This window comes from Kribbella deserti (assembly GCF_042434725.1).
In the GTDB taxonomy this organism is placed as follows: Bacteria; Actinomycetota; Actinomycetes; order Propionibacteriales; family Kribbellaceae; genus Kribbella; species Kribbella deserti.
The window spans coordinates 92,476-109,091 of the sequence record NZ_JBHLTC010000023.1 but is presented as its reverse complement, the minus strand read 5'-3'; the positions used below and the strand labels follow the sequence as shown (position 1 = coordinate 109,091).

At 67.2% G+C, this 16,616-nt stretch carries 12 protein-coding genes and 1 pseudogene; 6 read left to right on the top strand and 7 right to left on the bottom strand.

Annotated elements, in window-relative coordinates; translation table 11 throughout:
- Positions 1 to 62 precede the first annotated feature (62 nt).
- Positions 63 to 203 (top strand): annotated as a pseudogene (locus ACFFGN_RS19540) (DNA-binding response regulator); the annotation flags it as partial.
- On the opposite strand, the gene ACFFGN_RS19535 reads toward ACFFGN_RS19540, so the two are convergent.
- Positions 200 to 2,599, bottom strand: coding sequence for a polysaccharide lyase 8 family protein (locus tag ACFFGN_RS19535; protein WP_380049565.1), 2,400 nt, complete (start codon positions 2,597 to 2,599; stop codon positions 200 to 202). The pseudogene ACFFGN_RS19540 and the gene ACFFGN_RS19535 sit on opposite strands and share 4 nt — an antisense overlap.
- A 216-nt stretch (positions 2,600 to 2,815) precedes the next feature.
- Here ACFFGN_RS19535 and ACFFGN_RS19530 point away from each other — a divergent pair, with 216 nt between their 5' ends.
- The 3 genes from ACFFGN_RS19530 (at position 2,816) to ACFFGN_RS19520 (ending at position 6,704) form a co-directional block, all read left to right on the top strand.
- Positions 2,816 to 4,153 carry a hypothetical protein gene (locus ACFFGN_RS19530; protein ID WP_380049563.1) on the top strand — a complete coding sequence of 446 codons (1,338 nt, stop codon included), beginning with the start codon at positions 2,816 to 2,818 and terminating at the stop codon, positions 4,151 to 4,153.
- Positions 4,154 to 4,225: 72 nt separating this feature from the next.
- Positions 4,226 to 4,855, top strand: a complete 630-nt coding sequence (locus ACFFGN_RS19525) for a histidine phosphatase family protein (RefSeq protein ID WP_380049561.1) — start codon at positions 4,226 to 4,228, stop codon at positions 4,853 to 4,855.
- A gap of 259 nt (positions 4,856 to 5,114) precedes the next feature.
- Complete coding sequence (locus ACFFGN_RS19520; RefSeq protein WP_380049560.1) at positions 5,115 to 6,704, top strand: discoidin domain-containing protein; 1,590 nt, start codon at positions 5,115 to 5,117, stop codon at positions 6,702 to 6,704.
- A gap of 66 nt (positions 6,705 to 6,770) precedes the next feature.
- Here the strand turns inward: ACFFGN_RS19520 and ACFFGN_RS19515 are convergent, their stop codons facing one another.
- From ACFFGN_RS19515 to ACFFGN_RS19505, 3 genes are all read right to left on the bottom strand, one after another.
- Complete coding sequence (locus ACFFGN_RS19515) at positions 6,771 to 7,103, bottom strand: hypothetical protein (RefSeq protein WP_380049558.1); 333 nt, start codon at positions 7,101 to 7,103, stop codon at positions 6,771 to 6,773.
- Between the two features lie 450 nt (positions 7,104 to 7,553).
- On the bottom strand, positions 7,554 to 9,407 hold the full coding sequence (locus ACFFGN_RS19510) for an ABC transporter ATP-binding protein (protein ID WP_380049556.1): 1,854 nt from the start codon (positions 9,405 to 9,407) through the stop codon (positions 7,554 to 7,556).
- A complete protein-coding gene (locus tag ACFFGN_RS19505; protein WP_380049555.1) occupies positions 9,400 to 11,001 on the bottom strand; it encodes an ABC transporter ATP-binding protein in 1,602 nt (533 codons plus the stop codon). Before ACFFGN_RS19505 ends, ACFFGN_RS19510 begins: the two co-directional genes overlap by 8 nt.
- 1,341 nt (positions 11,002 to 12,342) lie before the next feature.
- Here ACFFGN_RS19505 and ACFFGN_RS19500 point away from each other — a divergent pair.
- A complete protein-coding gene (locus ACFFGN_RS19500; RefSeq protein ID WP_380049554.1) occupies positions 12,343 to 13,062 on the top strand; it encodes an SGNH/GDSL hydrolase family protein in 720 nt (239 codons plus the stop codon).
- 70 nt (positions 13,063 to 13,132) lie between these two features.
- Here ACFFGN_RS19500 and ACFFGN_RS19495 read toward each other — a convergent pair whose 3' ends face one another.
- The 3 genes from ACFFGN_RS19495 to ACFFGN_RS19485 form a co-directional block, all read right to left on the bottom strand.
- Positions 13,133 to 14,002, bottom strand: coding sequence for a GNAT family N-acetyltransferase (locus tag ACFFGN_RS19495; protein ID WP_380049552.1), 870 nt, complete (start codon positions 14,000 to 14,002; stop codon positions 13,133 to 13,135).
- Positions 14,003 to 14,084: 82 nt separating this feature from the next.
- Positions 14,085 to 14,720: a transcriptional regulator gene (locus ACFFGN_RS19490; protein WP_380049550.1), complete on the bottom strand. Its 636-nt coding sequence runs from the start codon at positions 14,718 to 14,720 to the stop codon at positions 14,085 to 14,087.
- Positions 14,720 to 15,178: an SANT/Myb-like DNA-binding domain-containing protein gene (locus ACFFGN_RS19485; RefSeq protein ID WP_380049548.1), complete on the bottom strand. Its 459-nt coding sequence runs from the start codon at positions 15,176 to 15,178 to the stop codon at positions 14,720 to 14,722. The genes ACFFGN_RS19490 and ACFFGN_RS19485 overlap by 1 nt, the downstream gene beginning before the upstream one ends.
- On the opposite strand from ACFFGN_RS19485, the gene ACFFGN_RS19480 reads away from it, so the two are divergent.
- Positions 15,177 to 16,613, top strand: a complete 1,437-nt coding sequence (locus tag ACFFGN_RS19480) for a PEP/pyruvate-binding domain-containing protein (RefSeq protein WP_380049546.1) — start codon at positions 15,177 to 15,179, stop codon at positions 16,611 to 16,613. The two genes, ACFFGN_RS19485 and ACFFGN_RS19480, sit on opposite strands and share 2 nt — an antisense overlap.
- The last annotated feature ends 3 nt before the right edge of the window (positions 16,614 to 16,616 follow it).

Genomic DNA, 16,616 nt, shown 5'->3' with positions numbered 1-16,616 from the left:
AACCTCGGTCGCGGTCCGGGTGGCGTCGAGGTCACCGTGCGACTGCGCGCGCTGCCGGAACCGCCTCGGGTTACCTGCTCAAGGACGCTCCGCCGGAGGACTTGTTCCGCGCAATCCGCGGAACCGCCCGCGGCGAGATTGTCCTGGCCCCGGCCGTCGCCCGCGTTATCGAGCAGCACCTCATCCGGCCGCCGTCGCGTTAGGATCGCGTGAAACTCGCCGTGTGAGTGGCGCCGCGGGTTCCACCAACGGCCACATCGAGCACCAGGCGCCTGCCGGTTGCGACCACGGTGACGGCCGGGTCGGTGGCGATGGTGGTGCGCGCTGGTACGTCGATCGTCACCCGGACCGTCTGCTGCGTGCGACTCGGATCCGACACCGCGACGTGCAACATGCCGGGATCCAGGCCTACCACCACCGAGGCCGGCCCGGTCGTCGTGATTCCACCAGCCGCTGCCACCGTCCAGAAATTCGCGAGCGTGAGCCGGTCTCGCGCTGCCCGGATCGCCTGGACCGTGGCCGAGTTCGCCAGGATCTCGAAGCCGGAGTCCGCCGCGAGTTCCGCGGTCCGCTCAATCGTTGCTCCCGGCAACAGCACGTAGGCGTAGCCGGCCGCGGTCGGGTTGCTGCCGTGGTCGAGCCAAAGCGACAGGTAGCGCCGGCTGTGCGGGGTGGTGGAACCGCCGGTGTCGTTGCCGGTGTTGATCTCGCGCCAAGAACCCGTTCGTTCCTCCCGCCGCGCGTGCAGGTCGCCGCCGTTCGGGAAGAGGTATCCCCCGGTGCCTTCGAGGTGGGCCCACGTCGCGCCGCCGGCCTCCGCCGTCCAGCCGTGATCCATGGGCTGAGCCGCACCGTCGATCACGAGGGCGTCCGTGCCGTCGGCATGCAGATTGCGGTTCTCGACGATCGTGGCGACCGGATGACCGTCGGTGCCGATGATTCCGGCGCCCAGGGCGACAACCGCGTCGGACACGCAGAACCAGGACTTTCGGGCCTGCACGCTCTTGTCGTGGTTGATCAGATGCATGCCGACCGCACCGGCGACACCACGGTACGACGCTCCGCCCACCCAGTCCGCGTAGGCCGCGATCGTGCCCGTGCCGCTCGTACCGGCGTGTGGCGCGCGCTGCCGGGTGCTGACCGTCGTACCGGGCAGCTTCATCGCGTCAACCGTCGGCCAGAAGGCGTCGTTGAACTGCCCGTGGTCGTCGTTGTAGAGGTACGTCATGCCGTCGCCGACGTACCAGCCGCGCAGGTTTTCGCCGTTGCCCCACTCGTAGCGCGCCATCCGCCGCGACGACATCGCGATCGCGAAGGTCCAGCCGGGACGGCGATGCACCACCCGGTCCTGGTTGTGGAACTGGTCGTGCCGCAGCGCTTCGGGCAGCGGCCTGACCGCGGGATCCGCCAGCACCGCCTTGGCCCGGGCGATCTCCGGGATCGACGCCTCCGCGAGGTAGTCGTTCAGCCGGTCGCTGCTGATCCAGTCCTTGGCCAGCCGGCGGAACCGCGACGCGTACGGCTCCTCGACACCACCGGCGAGCAGCAGCACGCTCGAGGTCGTGCCGTGACCGTGCCGGTGATCGCCGGCGCGCTCGCGGGAGATCGCCCGGCCGGAGACGCAGTCCATCATCAACCCGTTCGACATGAACGGCGCGAAGCTCGCCTCGACCGCGTCCAGGATCACCACCCGGTTCGGATCGGTGATCTCCCACGACGAGCCACCCAGCAGATAGAAGAGGTTCGCCACTCCGCTCAGCGCGACGTTGCCGTAGGTGCCGACATAAGCGAGATTCCCGTGCTGGATGAACGAGCCGTCGCGGTAGAACCCGTCGCCGGACTCGACGTACTTGAAAACGCTGTTGCGACCGGCCTCGGCCACATCGCTCAACGCGTCCCGCGCCGCGACCACCTTGGCAGCCGTACGGCCGAGGATGCCGCGCAGCGCGACGATGACCGCCTTGTCCACGCGGTTGGCTCCGGTCTCCCGGAGGTTCGGCGAGTTGGTACGGCGGTTGGGGTCCGGGACGAACCGGTCGACGGCCTTGAGATACGTCGAGACCCGGGTCGCGTCCAGGACGTCGTACGCGAAGACGCAGGTCTCGGTCAGAGCCCGCGGTGCGCCGATCTCCCAGAACCACCAGTTGCCGGTCTCCGGCTTGGTCTCGTTGTAGGCCTTCGCGTGGAGGAAGTCCAGCGCGCTGACGATCAGCTCCCCGACGGCCTGGTCGTCGGTGACGGCCGTGCCCCGGGTCGCCCGGGCCAGCGCCATCGTCCGAAGCCGGGTGTAGCTGATCGAGAAGTTCCCCGAGGCCGAACTCAACGGAAGATCTGGCCACAGGGCGGTCCGGTCGGCCGAGGTGAGCATGGTGTCGCGGAAGTTGACCGCGTCCGTGCTGAGCCGCGCGAGGCCAGTCGCATAAACCGGGTCCGCCGGGTCGATCGCGCCACCGGTACTGAGGGCCAGCCAGCGCAACCGGAGCGCATCGAATTCGTCGGCCGCCAGAGCGCCCGGTAAGTGCCTGAGGTCAGTGGCGGCGACGGCCGCCGTGGCGAGTCCGAGTTGCAGCAGAGTACGACGACGCAGGCGGGACGGCACGGTGGACTCCTCAGGGGTTGGTGGTCCGTCCGCATACTCTCAGCGATGCGCGGAAGTGACGTCAAGAGGTTGTTAGTGAGCAGTTGCGGGCGCTATACCGCTCTCTGCAGGAAGCTGCAAGGGCTGCGGGAAAGCGCGTGCCGGTGACCGCCGCGCCGATACCGTGCGAGGCACAACGCTCTGCCCCGCCGCGCGATTGCTTGAGGAGCACTTCAGATGACTTGGCGTACCGGCACGGCGGCGATTGCCGCTCTCGCCCTGATTCCGGCCGGCACCACCGCCGCCCAGGCCTTACACCTCCATCGCGCAGCGGCTTCCGTTACCACCGAGGCAGTCTTGACGGGGACGCACGCGGTCGCCGTACAGCCTGGGCGGATCTCGTACAGCAAAGGTGGCCCCAACAGCGAAGGCTGGACCCGGTTCGAGGTGTTCACGCGGACGACGTCCATCACGGCCGGCAAGTTGGTGCTCGGCCCGGAGCAGAAGCTGCTGAGCGACACGCAGTACGCCGCGTTGTCCGGCTCAGCGGGCTGGTTGCAGTACGGCGGCAACCAGCTGCGCGATTCGGCCGGCGTGATCACCGAACTGCCCGGGCTGGGTTCAGCGCCGCCGCAAGCCTCGGGCAATCGCATCATGCTGCGCGGCCGGCAGTTCGTGGGCTCTCCGCCCACCAACTGGTCATGGCCCACCCGCATCGATCTGCAAACCATGACCTACACCGGCCGGCCCGAGGTCGCCGCCTTGTTCGGCAACCACATGATCCACGCGGCGGGCAATAACAACGAAGCGATAGTGGTAGCGGACGTGGTCCGCAACGTCAGAGCCGTGCACTATTCGGGCACCACGCGGATCGTCGCCGTCGCGATCTCCGGCAAGTGGCTGGCTTGGGTGACGGGCTGCCCGAGCACGGAACCGTGCGCGCAGACCCTGACGATCCGCGACACCGCCGCGAAGACGCAACGCACGATCGCCACCAAGGGCACCACCTCGCTGAAGCTGTCGGGCGGATACCTCGCCTTCGACGCGAAGCCCGGCACGCAGCGAGAACTCCGGACGATCAAACACGGCACCAGCACGCAGCTTGCGGCCGGCACGCTGCCCGCGAGTCCGAATGTGGGTCGGCCGGTCGACGCGCGCGATGTCACGCCAGACCAGTTCGATCTCGACGACGAGACCCTGGTGTGGACCGACAAGGACCTGGCTTTCAAGGCCGTTCAGCTGGCGCCGTTCATTAATGCTCCGGTCTACCTCGGCGCGGCGTTCGCGCCCTCGTCGATGACAACGAGCTGGACGCTGAAACTGCCCGTCTCGAAGGCGTTGCCCACCTGCCAGGTGACGATCTACCGCGGTACGGCGAAGGTACGGGTCTTCAACTGCGCCAACACCGACGGCATGGTCATCGAGACCTGGAACGGTAAAACCAGCACGGGCGCCACGCTCCCGAAGGGCACCTACACCTACCGGGTGACGGGCCAGGATGCCGACAAGTACAACCTGCGCAATTACGACGGCACTCTCACTGCGGTTGGCGGATCCATCACCAAGACGGCCTGACCCGTTGTGGCCTGCAGGATTGGAGTTTCTGCAAGATTTGGAGTTCTGCAGGATTGAGTTGAAGGAGGGGTCATGCGGCACATCTATCTGGTCACTCATCCCGAGGCTCAACACCACGTCGACGGACTGGTCGGCGGCTGGTACGACTCCGAACTGACCACCCACGGCCACCTGCAGGCCGAACGTATCGCCGATGTCCTGGCCTCGCGGATCGGTCCTGCGCCGGTCGAGGTCTACTCATCCGATCTGCGCCGAGCCAGCCAGGCGGCGGAGCGTATCGCCCGGCGGTTCTCAGTCGAGGTGCAGCCGGATGCACGGCTGCGCGAGAGGTGCCACGGTGAGGCCGACGGACGACCCCAGGCGTGGCTCGCCGAACACCGCATCGCCCTTCCGGAGTACGGCGACCGGCTCGGCCATCACGACGGCCCAGCCGGGGCGGAAACCCGGTTGCAACTGGTCCAACGCTTGTATCCGGCGCTCGACGACATCCTCCGCCGGCCGGTCACGAACCAGGTGGTGGTGTCGCACGGTTCAGCCTCGAGCTACCTGATCCTCGCCTGGCTCGGCATGCCCATGACCTCAACCGACCGCGCCTTCTTCCCCTTGTCCCCCGGCAGCATCACCACCCTGCGCCGCAACACCACCCACCACAGCCACCAAGTGCTGTCCCTCAACGAAATTGAACACCTTCAAGACCTGTGAACACACCCACGCCCGCACCGCCCCACCTAGCGGCGTGGCCCGCCATCTCTCTCGACTGACACGACTGTTTCGGTATGAGGTCACTCCGCCGTTGCGACGACGGGCTGTCCTGAGGCGGAGGACGGTCCGGCAGAAGTGGTTCTGCCGGACGTTATGCATGGGCACTGCCGGGCGACTGCGCTGGACTTCGCGGAACTGTTAACCACTTTTCCTAATTCGGGTCGCTGGTATCGCGTCCCCGTGCCCGCAGGAGTGCGCCATGTTCCCGCTCAGAAGACTCAAAGTGCCGATGGTGTCGATCGTCGTACTGACGATCGCGACCACCGTCGGCCTGCAATCCAGCTCAGGAGCCACCACGGCCGACGTGTTGTTGTCCCGCAACGCGATCGTCGCGACGTCCAGTATCGAAGGCGCGTCCTACGTTGGTGAATATGCGGTCGACGGCAGTACGACGACCCGCTGGGCCAGCGCCGAAGGCGTCGACCCGCAGTGGATCCGGATCGACCTCGGCCAGCCCTCGGCCGTCAGCCGGCTGAAGCTCAACTGGGAAGTGGCCTACGCCAAGTCGTACCGGATCGAGACCTCCGACGACGGCGTGAACTTCCGGACGGTCAAAACCATCACCAGCGGCGACGGCGGCATCGACGACCACACCGGCCTCGCCGCGAACGGCCGGTATGTGCGCGTCGTCGGCACCCAGCGTGGAACGACGTACGGCTACTCGCTGTGGGAGCTGGAGGTCTACGGTGTCAGCGGCTCCACCGGTGACACCCAGGCCCCGACCGTGCCGACCAACCTGGCGGCCGGCGCCATCACAGGCAGCAGCATCGCGTTGAGCTGGACCGCCTCGACCGACAACGTGGGCGTCAGCGGGTACGACGTCTTCCGCAACGGCGTCTTCGTGGCGTCCGTGCCGGAGAACACCTACAACGACACGGGTCTCACCCCGCAGACGGCGTATACCTACACGGTGCGGGCCTTGGACCCGAACAACAACAAGTCGGCTCAAAGCGCGCCGATCACGGCCACAACTGCAGCCGGTGCCACCGGGCAGTTCGTGATCGCGGCCGCCGGTGACATCGCGGACCGCTGCACCGCATCCAGCAGCACGTGCGTCCATCCTAAGACCGCCAACGTGGTCGACTTCATCAAGCCGGTCAACGTCATCACGATGGGCGACAACCAGTACAGCAACGCGCACTACTCCGACTTCACGAGCTACTTCGACAAGTCGTGGGGCCGGTTCAAGAGCATCATGAAGCCGTCCGTCGGTAACCACGAGACGTACTCCTCGCCGGCGTACGACGGGTACCACCGGTACTTCGGCGCGATCGCGCGTCCGGACGGTAAGCGGTACTACAGCTGGGAGCGCGGCAACTGGCACTTCATCGCGCTGGACTCGACCGAGCTGACCAGCACCACACAGCACGCGTGGCTCCGGAATGACCTGCTGAACAACACGAAGAAGTGCGTCGCGGCGTACTACCATCACCCGCGCTTCAGCTCCGGCGACCACGGCGACAACTCGGGCGCGGCCACGATCTGGGGAATCCTCGTGGACAACAAGGTCGATCTCGTACTGAACGGCCACGACCACCACTACGAGCGCTTCGTACCGCAGGACAAGGCCGGCAAGCCGAACCCGGCCGGGCCGCTGCAGATCATCGGCGGCAACGGCGGCACGAACAGCCTGCGCGACGTACATGCCGAGCACGAGGCGACCGCGAAGACCATCACCAAGACGCACGGCGTACGGAAGCTGACGATGACCGACAACACCTTCACCAGCCAGCTGATCGGCCTCAACAACGAGGTCCTCGACAGCTCCCCCACCACCACCTGCCACTAACCGCCCGACAGCTTGCCGGCGCCTGGCTGGCGGACCGCCAGCCAGGCGCCTAGGGGTCTTTGGTGCTCAGAAGTGCCAATCTCGCAGGAGATAGCCGAGCGCCAGACCGAAGCCGTACATGGCCACGATCGAGCCGTACGCATACCCAACAACAAACGCCGCGACGGCACCGGCAGTACCTCGCCCCGGCCGTCCAAACCGCCACCACAACGCACCGAGCCCACCAACCACCATGCCCACCATCGCGAAACTGGGCGACACCAACGGATAGGCCAGTTGCTCCGGATCCCGCCGAGCGGCGTCCCACAACCACGGCCCCGCCACCACAGCATTCGCCACCAACAGCATCCCCACCACGCCGTCCAGGCCCATCACCCAAAGCCCCTGCCGCTCAGCCATACCCACCACCCTGCCGAACGCCCCACCCCAACCCCACCGAACTACTACTTATCCGCCCTGAGTACTTCTGCTCAGGTCGCCCACCCACCCGCCGGCCCGACGACCGGTGCTCCGCGGCTAGTGTCCTGAGTCGGAAGTTCGTGCTTCAGCTCCGGTGTCCAGGTGCGTGCATCGCAAGGCGGAGAAGCGGTCGCGATGCTCTAGCATCGGGGCCGTTTCTCCAACGCCGCGAGGTGCGTGCCTGGGCGCCGGAGATGTGCACGAACTTCCGACTCAGGACACTAGCGATCAGACAGCGCTCGCCCAGAGCGTCAGGCCGTGGACCAGCATTGGGCCCATGGTGGGGTCCGCTGGCAGCGCCGTCGCGAACTAGCCCGGCAACGGCCAGGATCGCGGATACGACGGCCGCTGCAATGCCGCCCTGCGGAGCGTCATTCGCGAACGCTAGGGTTACTGGTTGTTGGGTGGGAGGTCTGTGTGCCACCTGCGCCAGAGTTGGCCGTAGACGCCTCCGGCGGTGACTAGTTCGTGGTGAGTGCCTAGTTCGACGAGCTCGCCTGCTTCCATGACGGCGATTCGGTCGGCGTCGTGCGCGGTTTGCAGGCGGTGGGCGATCGCGATGACCGTGCGGCCGCGGAGTACGGCGGCGAGGGATTGCTCCGTTTGGCGGGCGGTTTTGGGATCGAGCAGCGCGGTGGCTTCGTCCAGGATCAGCGTGTGCGGATCGGCGAGTACGACCCGCGCCAACGAGAGTTGCTGCGCCCTGGCGCCATCGAGATTGGTGTCGCTGCCGATCTCTGTGTCCAGTCCGTCCGGCAGGTCGTCCAGCCACGAGGCCCCAACAGCCCTCAACGCGTCGACCAGTTCTTCGTCCGACGCGTCTGGCCTGGCGATCAGGAGGTTGTCCCGCACGGTGTCGTGGAAGACGTGATGGTCTTGAGTGATCAGTACGACGTGTTCGCGCAGCTGGTCCGGCGGCAGGTCCGCGACCGCCGTACCGGCAATGGTCACCGAACCCGTGTGCGGGCGGTCCAGGCCGGCCAACAAGCGTGCCAGGGTTGACTTTCCTGCGCCGGAAGTGCCGACGATGGCCAACCGCTCGCCGGGTTGCACCAGCAGATCGATGCCCCTCAGCACGTCCCGTACGCCCGTGTAGCTGTAGTGAGCGCCGTCCACGCGAATCCGGTCGCCATGCCCTTCACTGCCAACGCTCTCGACGGCTGCAGGTGTCTCCGCGACTGCAGCCGTCTCCGCGACTGCAGTGGTCGCGGCGGTTGCAGTGGTCTCGGCGGTTGGAGCGGTCCGCGGAGCGTCAGTCGCCGGGATGTCCGCAATGCCCTCGACCCGGGCGTAGGACGCTACGGCCCCTTGTAGCTGCTCAATCCACAACATCAACGTATTGAGCGGCCCGACGAGCTGCCGCAGGTACAACGTCGCCGTCACCACAACCCCGAGACTGACCGAACCGTTGGCGTAAAGCGCCCCACCCACCAGCAGGACTCCCACCGCCGGCAGCGCCAGCGAGACCTCCGACCACGGAAACAGCACCGTACGCAGCCACAGCGCCCCGAGTCGGGCGGACCGGGCTTCAGCGATGGCAGCCTCGGTAACCTCCGTCCTCCGCTCTTCCAACCCGAGCACCTCAATCGTGCGGGCGCCTTTGGCAGTGCTGGCAACGACGTCGGCCAGGTCCGCCTGGGATGCCGCAGCCGCCAGGTACACCGGCCGCGCGCGCCGCAGGTACCAGCGCACCGCCGCTCCGCCACCGATCAAGCAGAGCAAACCGCAGAGGCCGAGCCGCGGGTCCAAGACCAGTACCGCGACGATGAGGAACAACGCATGGACCGTGGCCACCAGAACTTCCGGCAGCGCGTATCGCAAGACCATCGCGACCAGCGACGCGTCTGTGCTTCCGCGAGTGATCAGATCACCGGCCGGAAGCTGGTCCGCGACTCTCGGCGGCAGCGCCAAAGTCCGCTGCAAGAACCGCTCGCGCACACGTGCCGCGGTACGTTCGCCGAATCGGTACCCGATCTTGAGCGCCCACCACGACAGCACTGTCTGTACGACGGTGAACAGCAGAGCACCGAAGGCAAGCCGGTCCACCGTGCTGAGTACGTCGCCCGACCCGGCGCGGATCGTGTCGATGATCCGCCCGACCAGCCACGGGCCGATCAACCCCGCCGCGGCGGCAAGCCCGTTGACGAGGACGAGCCCAACCACGGCACCACGATCCGCACGCAGGTCGCCCATCGCCGCCGCACGGATCTCCGCCCCGCCCCCGACGGGCAGCTGCCTACTCATCAGCCACTCCGCTGTCGCCGTTGCCGTCCTGGGCCCGGGACACCAGGTCGCGGTAGTACGAGTCGCTGCGCAGCAGTTCGGCGTGTGTGCCGACTGACGCGGCCTTGCCGTCGACCAACACGATGACCTCGTCGGCACGGTCCAGCACCAGCGGCGATGCCGTCGTGATGACCGTTGTCTTATCGCACCGGGCTTCGCGCAGCCGGTCGATCATGGCCGCCTCGGTATTCGCGTCGACCGCTGAGGTCGGGTCGATCGCGAGCAGCACGTCAGGCGCGCAATAGACCACGCGAGCGAGCCGGATCCGCTGCCGTTGTCCGCCTGACAGGTCGCTCCCGCCCGCCGCGATCGCTGCGTCCAGACCACCCGGCAATGCCTCCACGACGTCCTCCGCCACGGCGACTCGAAGGGCCGCCTGAATCCGGTCGTCATCAGCCCCGAGTCGTCCCGCGACGACCTCCCGGACGGTGCCGGCGAACACCTCGGCATCGTTGTCGGCGACAACCAACCGGCGCCTGAACTCGTCACCATCGACATCGCTGATCGGCACGTCCGCCCACGTCACCTCGGCGCCGCCATCGGGGCTCACCTGTCCGAGCCGCTCAACTACCGCGACTGCTTCAGCCGGCCTCGCGGCTACCAACGCCGTCAGCAGGCCGGGACGAACGGTAATTCCTGAGCCGGGATCGACCAGCGGACCACAGCCAGCCGGGATCGGCGCGGGGTCGCGGTGATCGGGCCGATCGATCGGCAGGTTGAGCAGGTTGATGATTCGTTGCCCGGCCACCCGGGCGCGAGCGATGTCACCGCCACCCTCGATGAAGAACGACACGGGAACCACCAGCACGGCCACATACCCGTAGACGGCAACAAGCTCGCCGGTGGTGATATCGCCGGTGGCGGCCATTCGCGCCGACAACCACACCACCGCGGCCAGGAACAGCCCAGGCAAACCGCCCGACAACGCTCCGAGCCAACTCGACGGACCGGCAACCCGGTAGCCGCGGTCCACCAGTCCTTGCGACTGCCGTTCGTACCGCTCGGCGACAAACGCCTTTCCACCAAGGCCGTTGAGTACGCGAAGCCCGGCCAGTACGTCGACCAGGCGCGTCGTCAACCGGCCTTGCAATGCGCGGTACTCGCCCCCCGTACGCTCAATGCGCTGCAGGACCGGCCCGACCGCGATAGCCAACAGCGGTACGCCGGCCAGCACCACCGCGGCCAGCAACGGTGAAATGGTGAACAACACGACTGCGATGACGACGTAAGCCACTACGGCGCCCACACCGGGACCCGTGACGGTCAACGCCTGCGCGACGATCTGCACATCGGCGATGCCCACCGTGACCACCTCGCCGGCATTCACGCGCCGGGTCAGCGAGGCTCCCAGACGAGACGTGTGCCAGACCGTGGCCCGGACCGAGCGGAACGACGCGTCCATCCGGATCTTGGTCATCGTGCGATGCCGGCCGATGCCCACAAGCGCCACCAGCACACTGACGGCGAGCAGGATCAACGCCCACATGATCAGAGCGGCCGAATCGCCTTCGATGAGACCTTCGTCAATCGCACGCGACAACACCCACGGGGGCACAGCAAGACCAACCGTCCAGCACGTACCCAACGTCGCACCCAGCGCGACACGTCGAGCCTGCGATCGGGTCAACCAGAAGAGGAACCGAAACGGCCCGGCCGAATCACGAGCCGTCGGCGGCGCCCACGTCTCGCTGGTCTTGTCCAACCACTCACGAACGGACACCACCGGTCACATCCGCCGGCATACGGCGTGGCTGGCCATGGTGCGAAATCCTCCAGCAGTCCGCTTGTGATCGCCTTCACAAAACCCTATCCCACCCCGATCCACCCCCGTCGAGCAGCTCCACACCTGGCGCCGCAACGCAACAACGCTCCAGCGAACCGCGTTCCCTCCCGGCCGCCGTCCCGACCCAGCCGAAGCAAGAACGCCGAACCGCCACATCAACAGCCCTCACTCACACTCGCGGTGCACCCCGCGCCCACCGACCCGAACAACAACGCAACACCGCCGCGGTCGCCGACTCAAGCCAAGACGCCGTACGACCCGTCCGCAGACTTGAACGAGGACGTCAAACACCGCCGCGGTCGGAACCTCAAGCCGGGACGCCGTATGAAAGGTGCCCGCGGACTTGAGCGCGGACGCCGGCGTGGGCGCGGACCTCGAACCAGGACGCCTTACGGCCGTTAGGACACGTTGGCGGGCGGCTGGAGTCGGGGTGATCGCCGGCGACGGGCGGCATCGAGCGCCTCGATGGGGAGCGGGCGGGGCACCGTCGTGGGTTAGGGCTCGTTGACGATTCGAACGGAGCCATCGGGCTGCGGCTCCACGCGAACGCCCTCCATCTGGCGGGCTATCCCCTGGGCAGCGAGCCACGCGGCGGGATGCGGCCGCGAGACCTCCACCGGCGCCGGTTCGGGTGTCGCTCGGCGACGAGTGGGCTGTCGTTTTCCTGGCATGACCGTGAGATTACGCTGCACCGGCACAACGGCGGCAGGGTGGCGGGCACAGTCGTCTTTCAGACGCGTGACAACCAGCCTCGCTCTTCCTTCCGCGTCGCTGCGATTGCACGTTCGGACCGCTAGCTGATGACACGGGCCGTCCGGCGGAGCGAGCACGAACGCTTGCCGTTGCGCCGTGGTGCGGCGGCGCGGTGGCGCGGTGGCGCGGTGGCGCGGTGGCGCGGTGGCGCGGTGGCGCGGTGGCGCGGTGGCGCGGTGGCGCGGTGGCGCGGTGGCGCGGTGGCGCGGTGGCGCGGTGGCGCGGACTAGGTCAGATCCGGGCGTTGCAGCAACGTGCAATTGTTGCCTTCACCACCTCAGTTCGGTACCGCGCGGCCTTACGCTCAAGGCGACCTGTGCACCGGGCGCTAGGTGATCCGGTGCTCAACGAGAGGCGATCATGAACAAAGGCAGCATCCGGATGGCGCTCACCGGCGCCCTCACTCTTGCCCTCGCTACCGGCTTGATGGGCCCGGCCGGCGCTCGCAATACGGCGATCGATTTCGGCAGCGGGTCGATCGGCGACTGGACTTCGCAGGCGAACGGCACGATCGGCGACGTGACCGTATCCGACGGCGATCCTGTCGCGGATGTGTTCATCGTCGGAGACTCCCTCACCACTTTGGGCCGATCCGACATCATCGCAGCGGTCAACGCGGAAGGTCGGTCGGCCGCGGTCAACTACTGGTCCGGTCGTCCGACGGCCCCGGCCGTCAACTGGGTTCTCTCGCTGACCACGAAGCCGAAGATTCTGGTCATGGCCACTGGCACGAACGACATCTTCGACCCGTCGGTGATGTCCGCGCAGATCACCCGGCTCTTGGCGGGACTTCCGTCAACCACGAAGGTGCTCTGGGTCGACACCCACGCGTCTCGCTGGGCGAGGCCCGCAGACGTTCAGGTCGCGGATCAGCGCAACTCCGGCTGGGTCAACGTACAAATCCACGACAAGATGGGCCCGGCTCAGGTCATCCCCTGGAGCATGTGGCTGCAGTACCGCGGCCCGGCCTACATCACCCACTATCTGTCCGACGGCGTTCACCCGAAGGCAGGAACCGGAACGGCGTTCTGGGCCGAGGTCATCATGAAGTCGCTCCGCCCGCTTCTCGCTCAGCTGTGACCGCGACCGCCCGACAGCGTTGCCCCTGGTCGCCGGCTGGCGTACGCGTCGGGCGGCCGCGCGCGCCAGATCAGCTAGGCACGTAGAGCTTGGAACGAGCACCGGGTTTGAAGCCGATGGATTGATAGAGCGCCCGCGCCTTCGGATAGGCGTCATCACCTCGCGGGCAAACCGTCGCGGAGGTGGCGCCTGCGTCGCGTAAGGCGTGCAGGGCGGCGAGATTGACCGCCTGGGCCAATCCCCGGCGACGGTACTGCGGCGCACAACCGACTGGTTCCACGAGGCCAACCTGGTTCACATCGTCGTACCAGATCAGCGCGCTGGCCGCGAAGTCTCCGTTCGGCGCTTCGACCACCCAGTCGAGTTCGCGCTGGTAGGGCCAGGCCGACATCACCGCGGCAAAGTCCTCGTCGGTGACCTTCGACGGGCCCCAATCCGACCAGGCGGCGCGATGCCCCTCGGCGCGCCTTTCCACCTCGGCCGGCTCCACATGGCGAAGCACGAACCCCTCGGGCACTACCGGCGTACGCAGCTCATCGAGCGAGATGCGGTGGTGCGTGAAGTACGGCGCTGACTCGTCCGGGCGGAATCCGGCCGCCTCCAACGCGGAGCTGAGATGCGTCTCGTCTTCAAGGATGCTGCAGGCGCCGTCTTGGGCGAGGGCCTGGAACCAGGCGATCACCTCGGCTGCGACGTCCGGCTGGGCCGGATCGACGACGAGCGAAAGGTGGTCGGGGAGCTCCGCCCATCCCCAAGCGACTACCTGACCGCCGTCCTCCCAGAACGCCGTACGCCAACCCGTTCCACGCCGCGCGGCATTCACGCTTCGCTCCCAGGCCACGTCGCCGATGTGCAAGCGCGACCGCGGATTCCATGTCCGCTGGATCAGCTCCTGCATCAACCGGAAATCACCGGCGCCCTCGTACTCTCGTCGCCGCATCGTAACCTCCGGTCGGTGGATCGGGCACTCAGCATCGCGTCTATCTCTGTATCACCTCCAGCGGATAACGCCACCCTCATGCTCACGGCTCTTCGCCGCGGTTGAGGCCGAGCGTGGCGATGAGGTCCTCGTGGAGTTCGAACCAGACTCGGTGACACGAATCCACGTCGGTACGGTCGACCCAGCCGCCTTCACCCGCTCTGGCACGATCCAGGGCCTTGCTGAAGCGTGAGTCGTATCCACCGAAGCGAGCCAGTACGTCGCCAAGGTGGCCGGCAAGCGGGGCGAGCGCGGCATCGATCGCGGCGAGTTCGCGGAGTACGTCGGCGTCCCAGGCGGAGTCGCTGTGATCGTTCGTGGCGAGCCGATCACCCGGCACGGGGCGGAGTTGCCAATGGGTGCAGGCCTGCTGGAGACGCGCGTTCAGTGGGAGGAAGTCGCGGTAAACCTCGCGAACCCGCTCCCCGCCGTCGGTGGAGGCGAGCTCGGCAATGAGCCGGCGTTCGTTCTCCGCGCGACCTGCCTCGGTCAGTGACCAGCCGCCGATCCCGGCGAAGGCAGCATGAGTCACCCAGCCGCACGCCTCCGCGTCGCCCAAGATCTCTGCCGTCTCGGCAAGGTCCAGCCCGAAGCGACGAGCCACTGCGGCGGTGTCGGCGAACCCGCTAATCCGCACGGCATGCAGAGTGAGTAGCTCTGGTGGCGAGTCCCGAGACATCAGGGCGTCCTCCTGGCGGTGAGCCGGTTGTAGTGCTGCTGACAAGCCTGCGGCGAGTTGAAGCCCATCGCCTCCGCGATCTGCGCCCAGGTCAGACCGGCATTGCGGGCACTGAACAGCAGACCGGATTCGAGCGCTTCGACCTCGGCGCGCGCGGCGGGCAACAGCTCGAGCGCGCTCACCACGCCTTCGGCGCCCAGCTCGTCCGATCGCCAGAGCGCGAAGTGGACCAGATCCACCGCTGACGGCGGAACTGGCGCTGGGCGCCACGGTCGAGCCTCGAGCTCGTCCGCTCCGAGCTTGAGGAGCTGCTTCGTCGCCTTTTGCTCGCGCTGCGCCTGGGCGCGATCGTCAACCGCGCCTATCAGAACCTTCGCGTCATCGTGCTTGCGTGCCATGCACCGATCATGCAGAATCAACACATTGTTGTCAACATTTTGTTGATTGGACTCCGGCATGATCATCCCTCTCAGCGCGGCGGACACCAGTACCAGCGGCGCCAAGGCAGGCGCCCTCGGCTCCTTACTGCGCGCCGGTCTGCCAGTCCCAGACGGCTTCGTCATCCCCTTCACCGTTCATCAAGCGGCCACCCGCGACGCCACCGCCGAGCCCACGCTCGACGGTTTCGCCGGGACCGAACGAGCGATCGCAGTCAGGCCGGAGCGTGCCGAGTCGGCGACCTCGGATGCGTTGCGGCCCACTGGACTGCTGGACTTGCTCGCCGAGGGGTTGGACAAGCTCGGCGATGTGCCGGTCGCGGTGCGGTCGTCGGCGGATGGCGAGGACACCGCCGAAGCGTCGAGGGCTGGTCAGTACGAAAGCGTTCTCGCGGTGCGCGGGGTAGCCGAGGTCGCCAAAGCGGTGCAGACCTGCTGGGAATCACTCGACTCCTCACGAGCAATTGCCTACCGCAACGATCCCGCACCATCTGTTGCCTCTCGCAACAACCCGCCGTTCCTCGTTGCCAACCGCGATGAGTCAGGGCGACCCCCTACCTATAGCAAAGATTCCAGCGCGGACCCTCCCGATGAGCCGGGGCAGCCTGGATCGTCGAACATACCGGGCAACGACCCGGCAATGGCCGTGCTCGTCCAGCGCCTGGTGGATGCCGAGGTCTCCGGGGTGATGTTCACCTCCGCAGAAGGCACCACCGCGCTCGAAGCGTCATGGGGCCTCGGTCCTAGCGTCGTCGGTGGCACCGTCACCCCTGACTCCTACCGCGTCGACGCCGACGGTTCGATCACCCGCACCATCGCAGAAAAACGCACCCGCCTCGACCGCCCAGGCGCCCACGCCCGCGAGGGCTACGGCTACGGCTACAGCGCCGGCGAACGCCTTGTCGGTGGGCTCGTGGCTGGCCAGGTGGCGGCCGATGACCGGGATCGGGCAACGCTGGGCGATGCGGTCGTCGTACGGCTCGCCGGACTCGGGCAGGAGGCCGCGGCGCTACTTGGCGGGCCGCTGGACATCGAGTGGGCGATCGACAACGACCAGATCTGGATACTCCAGGCTCGGCCGATCACCGCTGCTCCCCCACCGGCACCAGCCGTCGCGCCAGTGGCATCGCGAACGCTATTGGCCGGGACGCCGGCCAGTCACGGAATTGCGACCGGAACTGCCCGGATAGTTCGGGGACCGGCCGACTTCGCGCAGGTCCGGCCGGGCGACATCCTCGTGTGTCCATATACCGATCCGGCGTGGACTCCCCTGCTCCGTATCGCCGCGGGGGTGGTCACCGATACCGGAGGAGCGCTTTGCCATGCCGCGATCGTTGCCCGCGAACTGCGCCTCCCAGCCGTCGTCGCCATCGCGGACGCCACCACCACCATCCGCGACAGCACCCTCGTCACGATCGACGGCTCCACCGGCACCGTCACCATCACCGCCACCTGACGC

Coding starts and splice junctions, on each gene's coding strand:
- ACFFGN_RS19485 (WP_380049548.1), bottom strand. CDS start 15,178: ATGCCGGAGTCCAATCAACAAAATGTTGACAACAATGTGTTGATTCTG.
- ACFFGN_RS19510 (WP_380049556.1), bottom strand. CDS start 9,407: ATGAGTAGGCAGCTGCCCGTCGGGGGCGGGGCGGAGATCCGTGCGGCG.
- ACFFGN_RS19525 (WP_380049561.1), top strand. CDS start 4,226: ATGCGGCACATCTATCTGGTCACTCATCCCGAGGCTCAACACCACGTC.
- ACFFGN_RS19480 (WP_380049546.1), top strand. CDS start 15,177: ATGATCATCCCTCTCAGCGCGGCGGACACCAGTACCAGCGGCGCCAAG.
- ACFFGN_RS19495 (WP_380049552.1), bottom strand. CDS start 14,002: ATGCGGCGACGAGAGTACGAGGGCGCCGGTGATTTCCGGTTGATGCAG.
- ACFFGN_RS19520 (WP_380049560.1), top strand. CDS start 5,115: ATGTTCCCGCTCAGAAGACTCAAAGTGCCGATGGTGTCGATCGTCGTA.
- ACFFGN_RS19490 (WP_380049550.1), bottom strand. CDS start 14,720: ATGTCTCGGGACTCGCCACCAGAGCTACTCACTCTGCATGCCGTGCGG.
- ACFFGN_RS19500 (WP_380049554.1), top strand. CDS start 12,343: ATGAACAAAGGCAGCATCCGGATGGCGCTCACCGGCGCCCTCACTCTT.
- ACFFGN_RS19515 (WP_380049558.1), bottom strand. CDS start 7,103: ATGGCTGAGCGGCAGGGGCTTTGGGTGATGGGCCTGGACGGCGTGGTG.
- ACFFGN_RS19530 (WP_380049563.1), top strand. CDS start 2,816: ATGACTTGGCGTACCGGCACGGCGGCGATTGCCGCTCTCGCCCTGATT.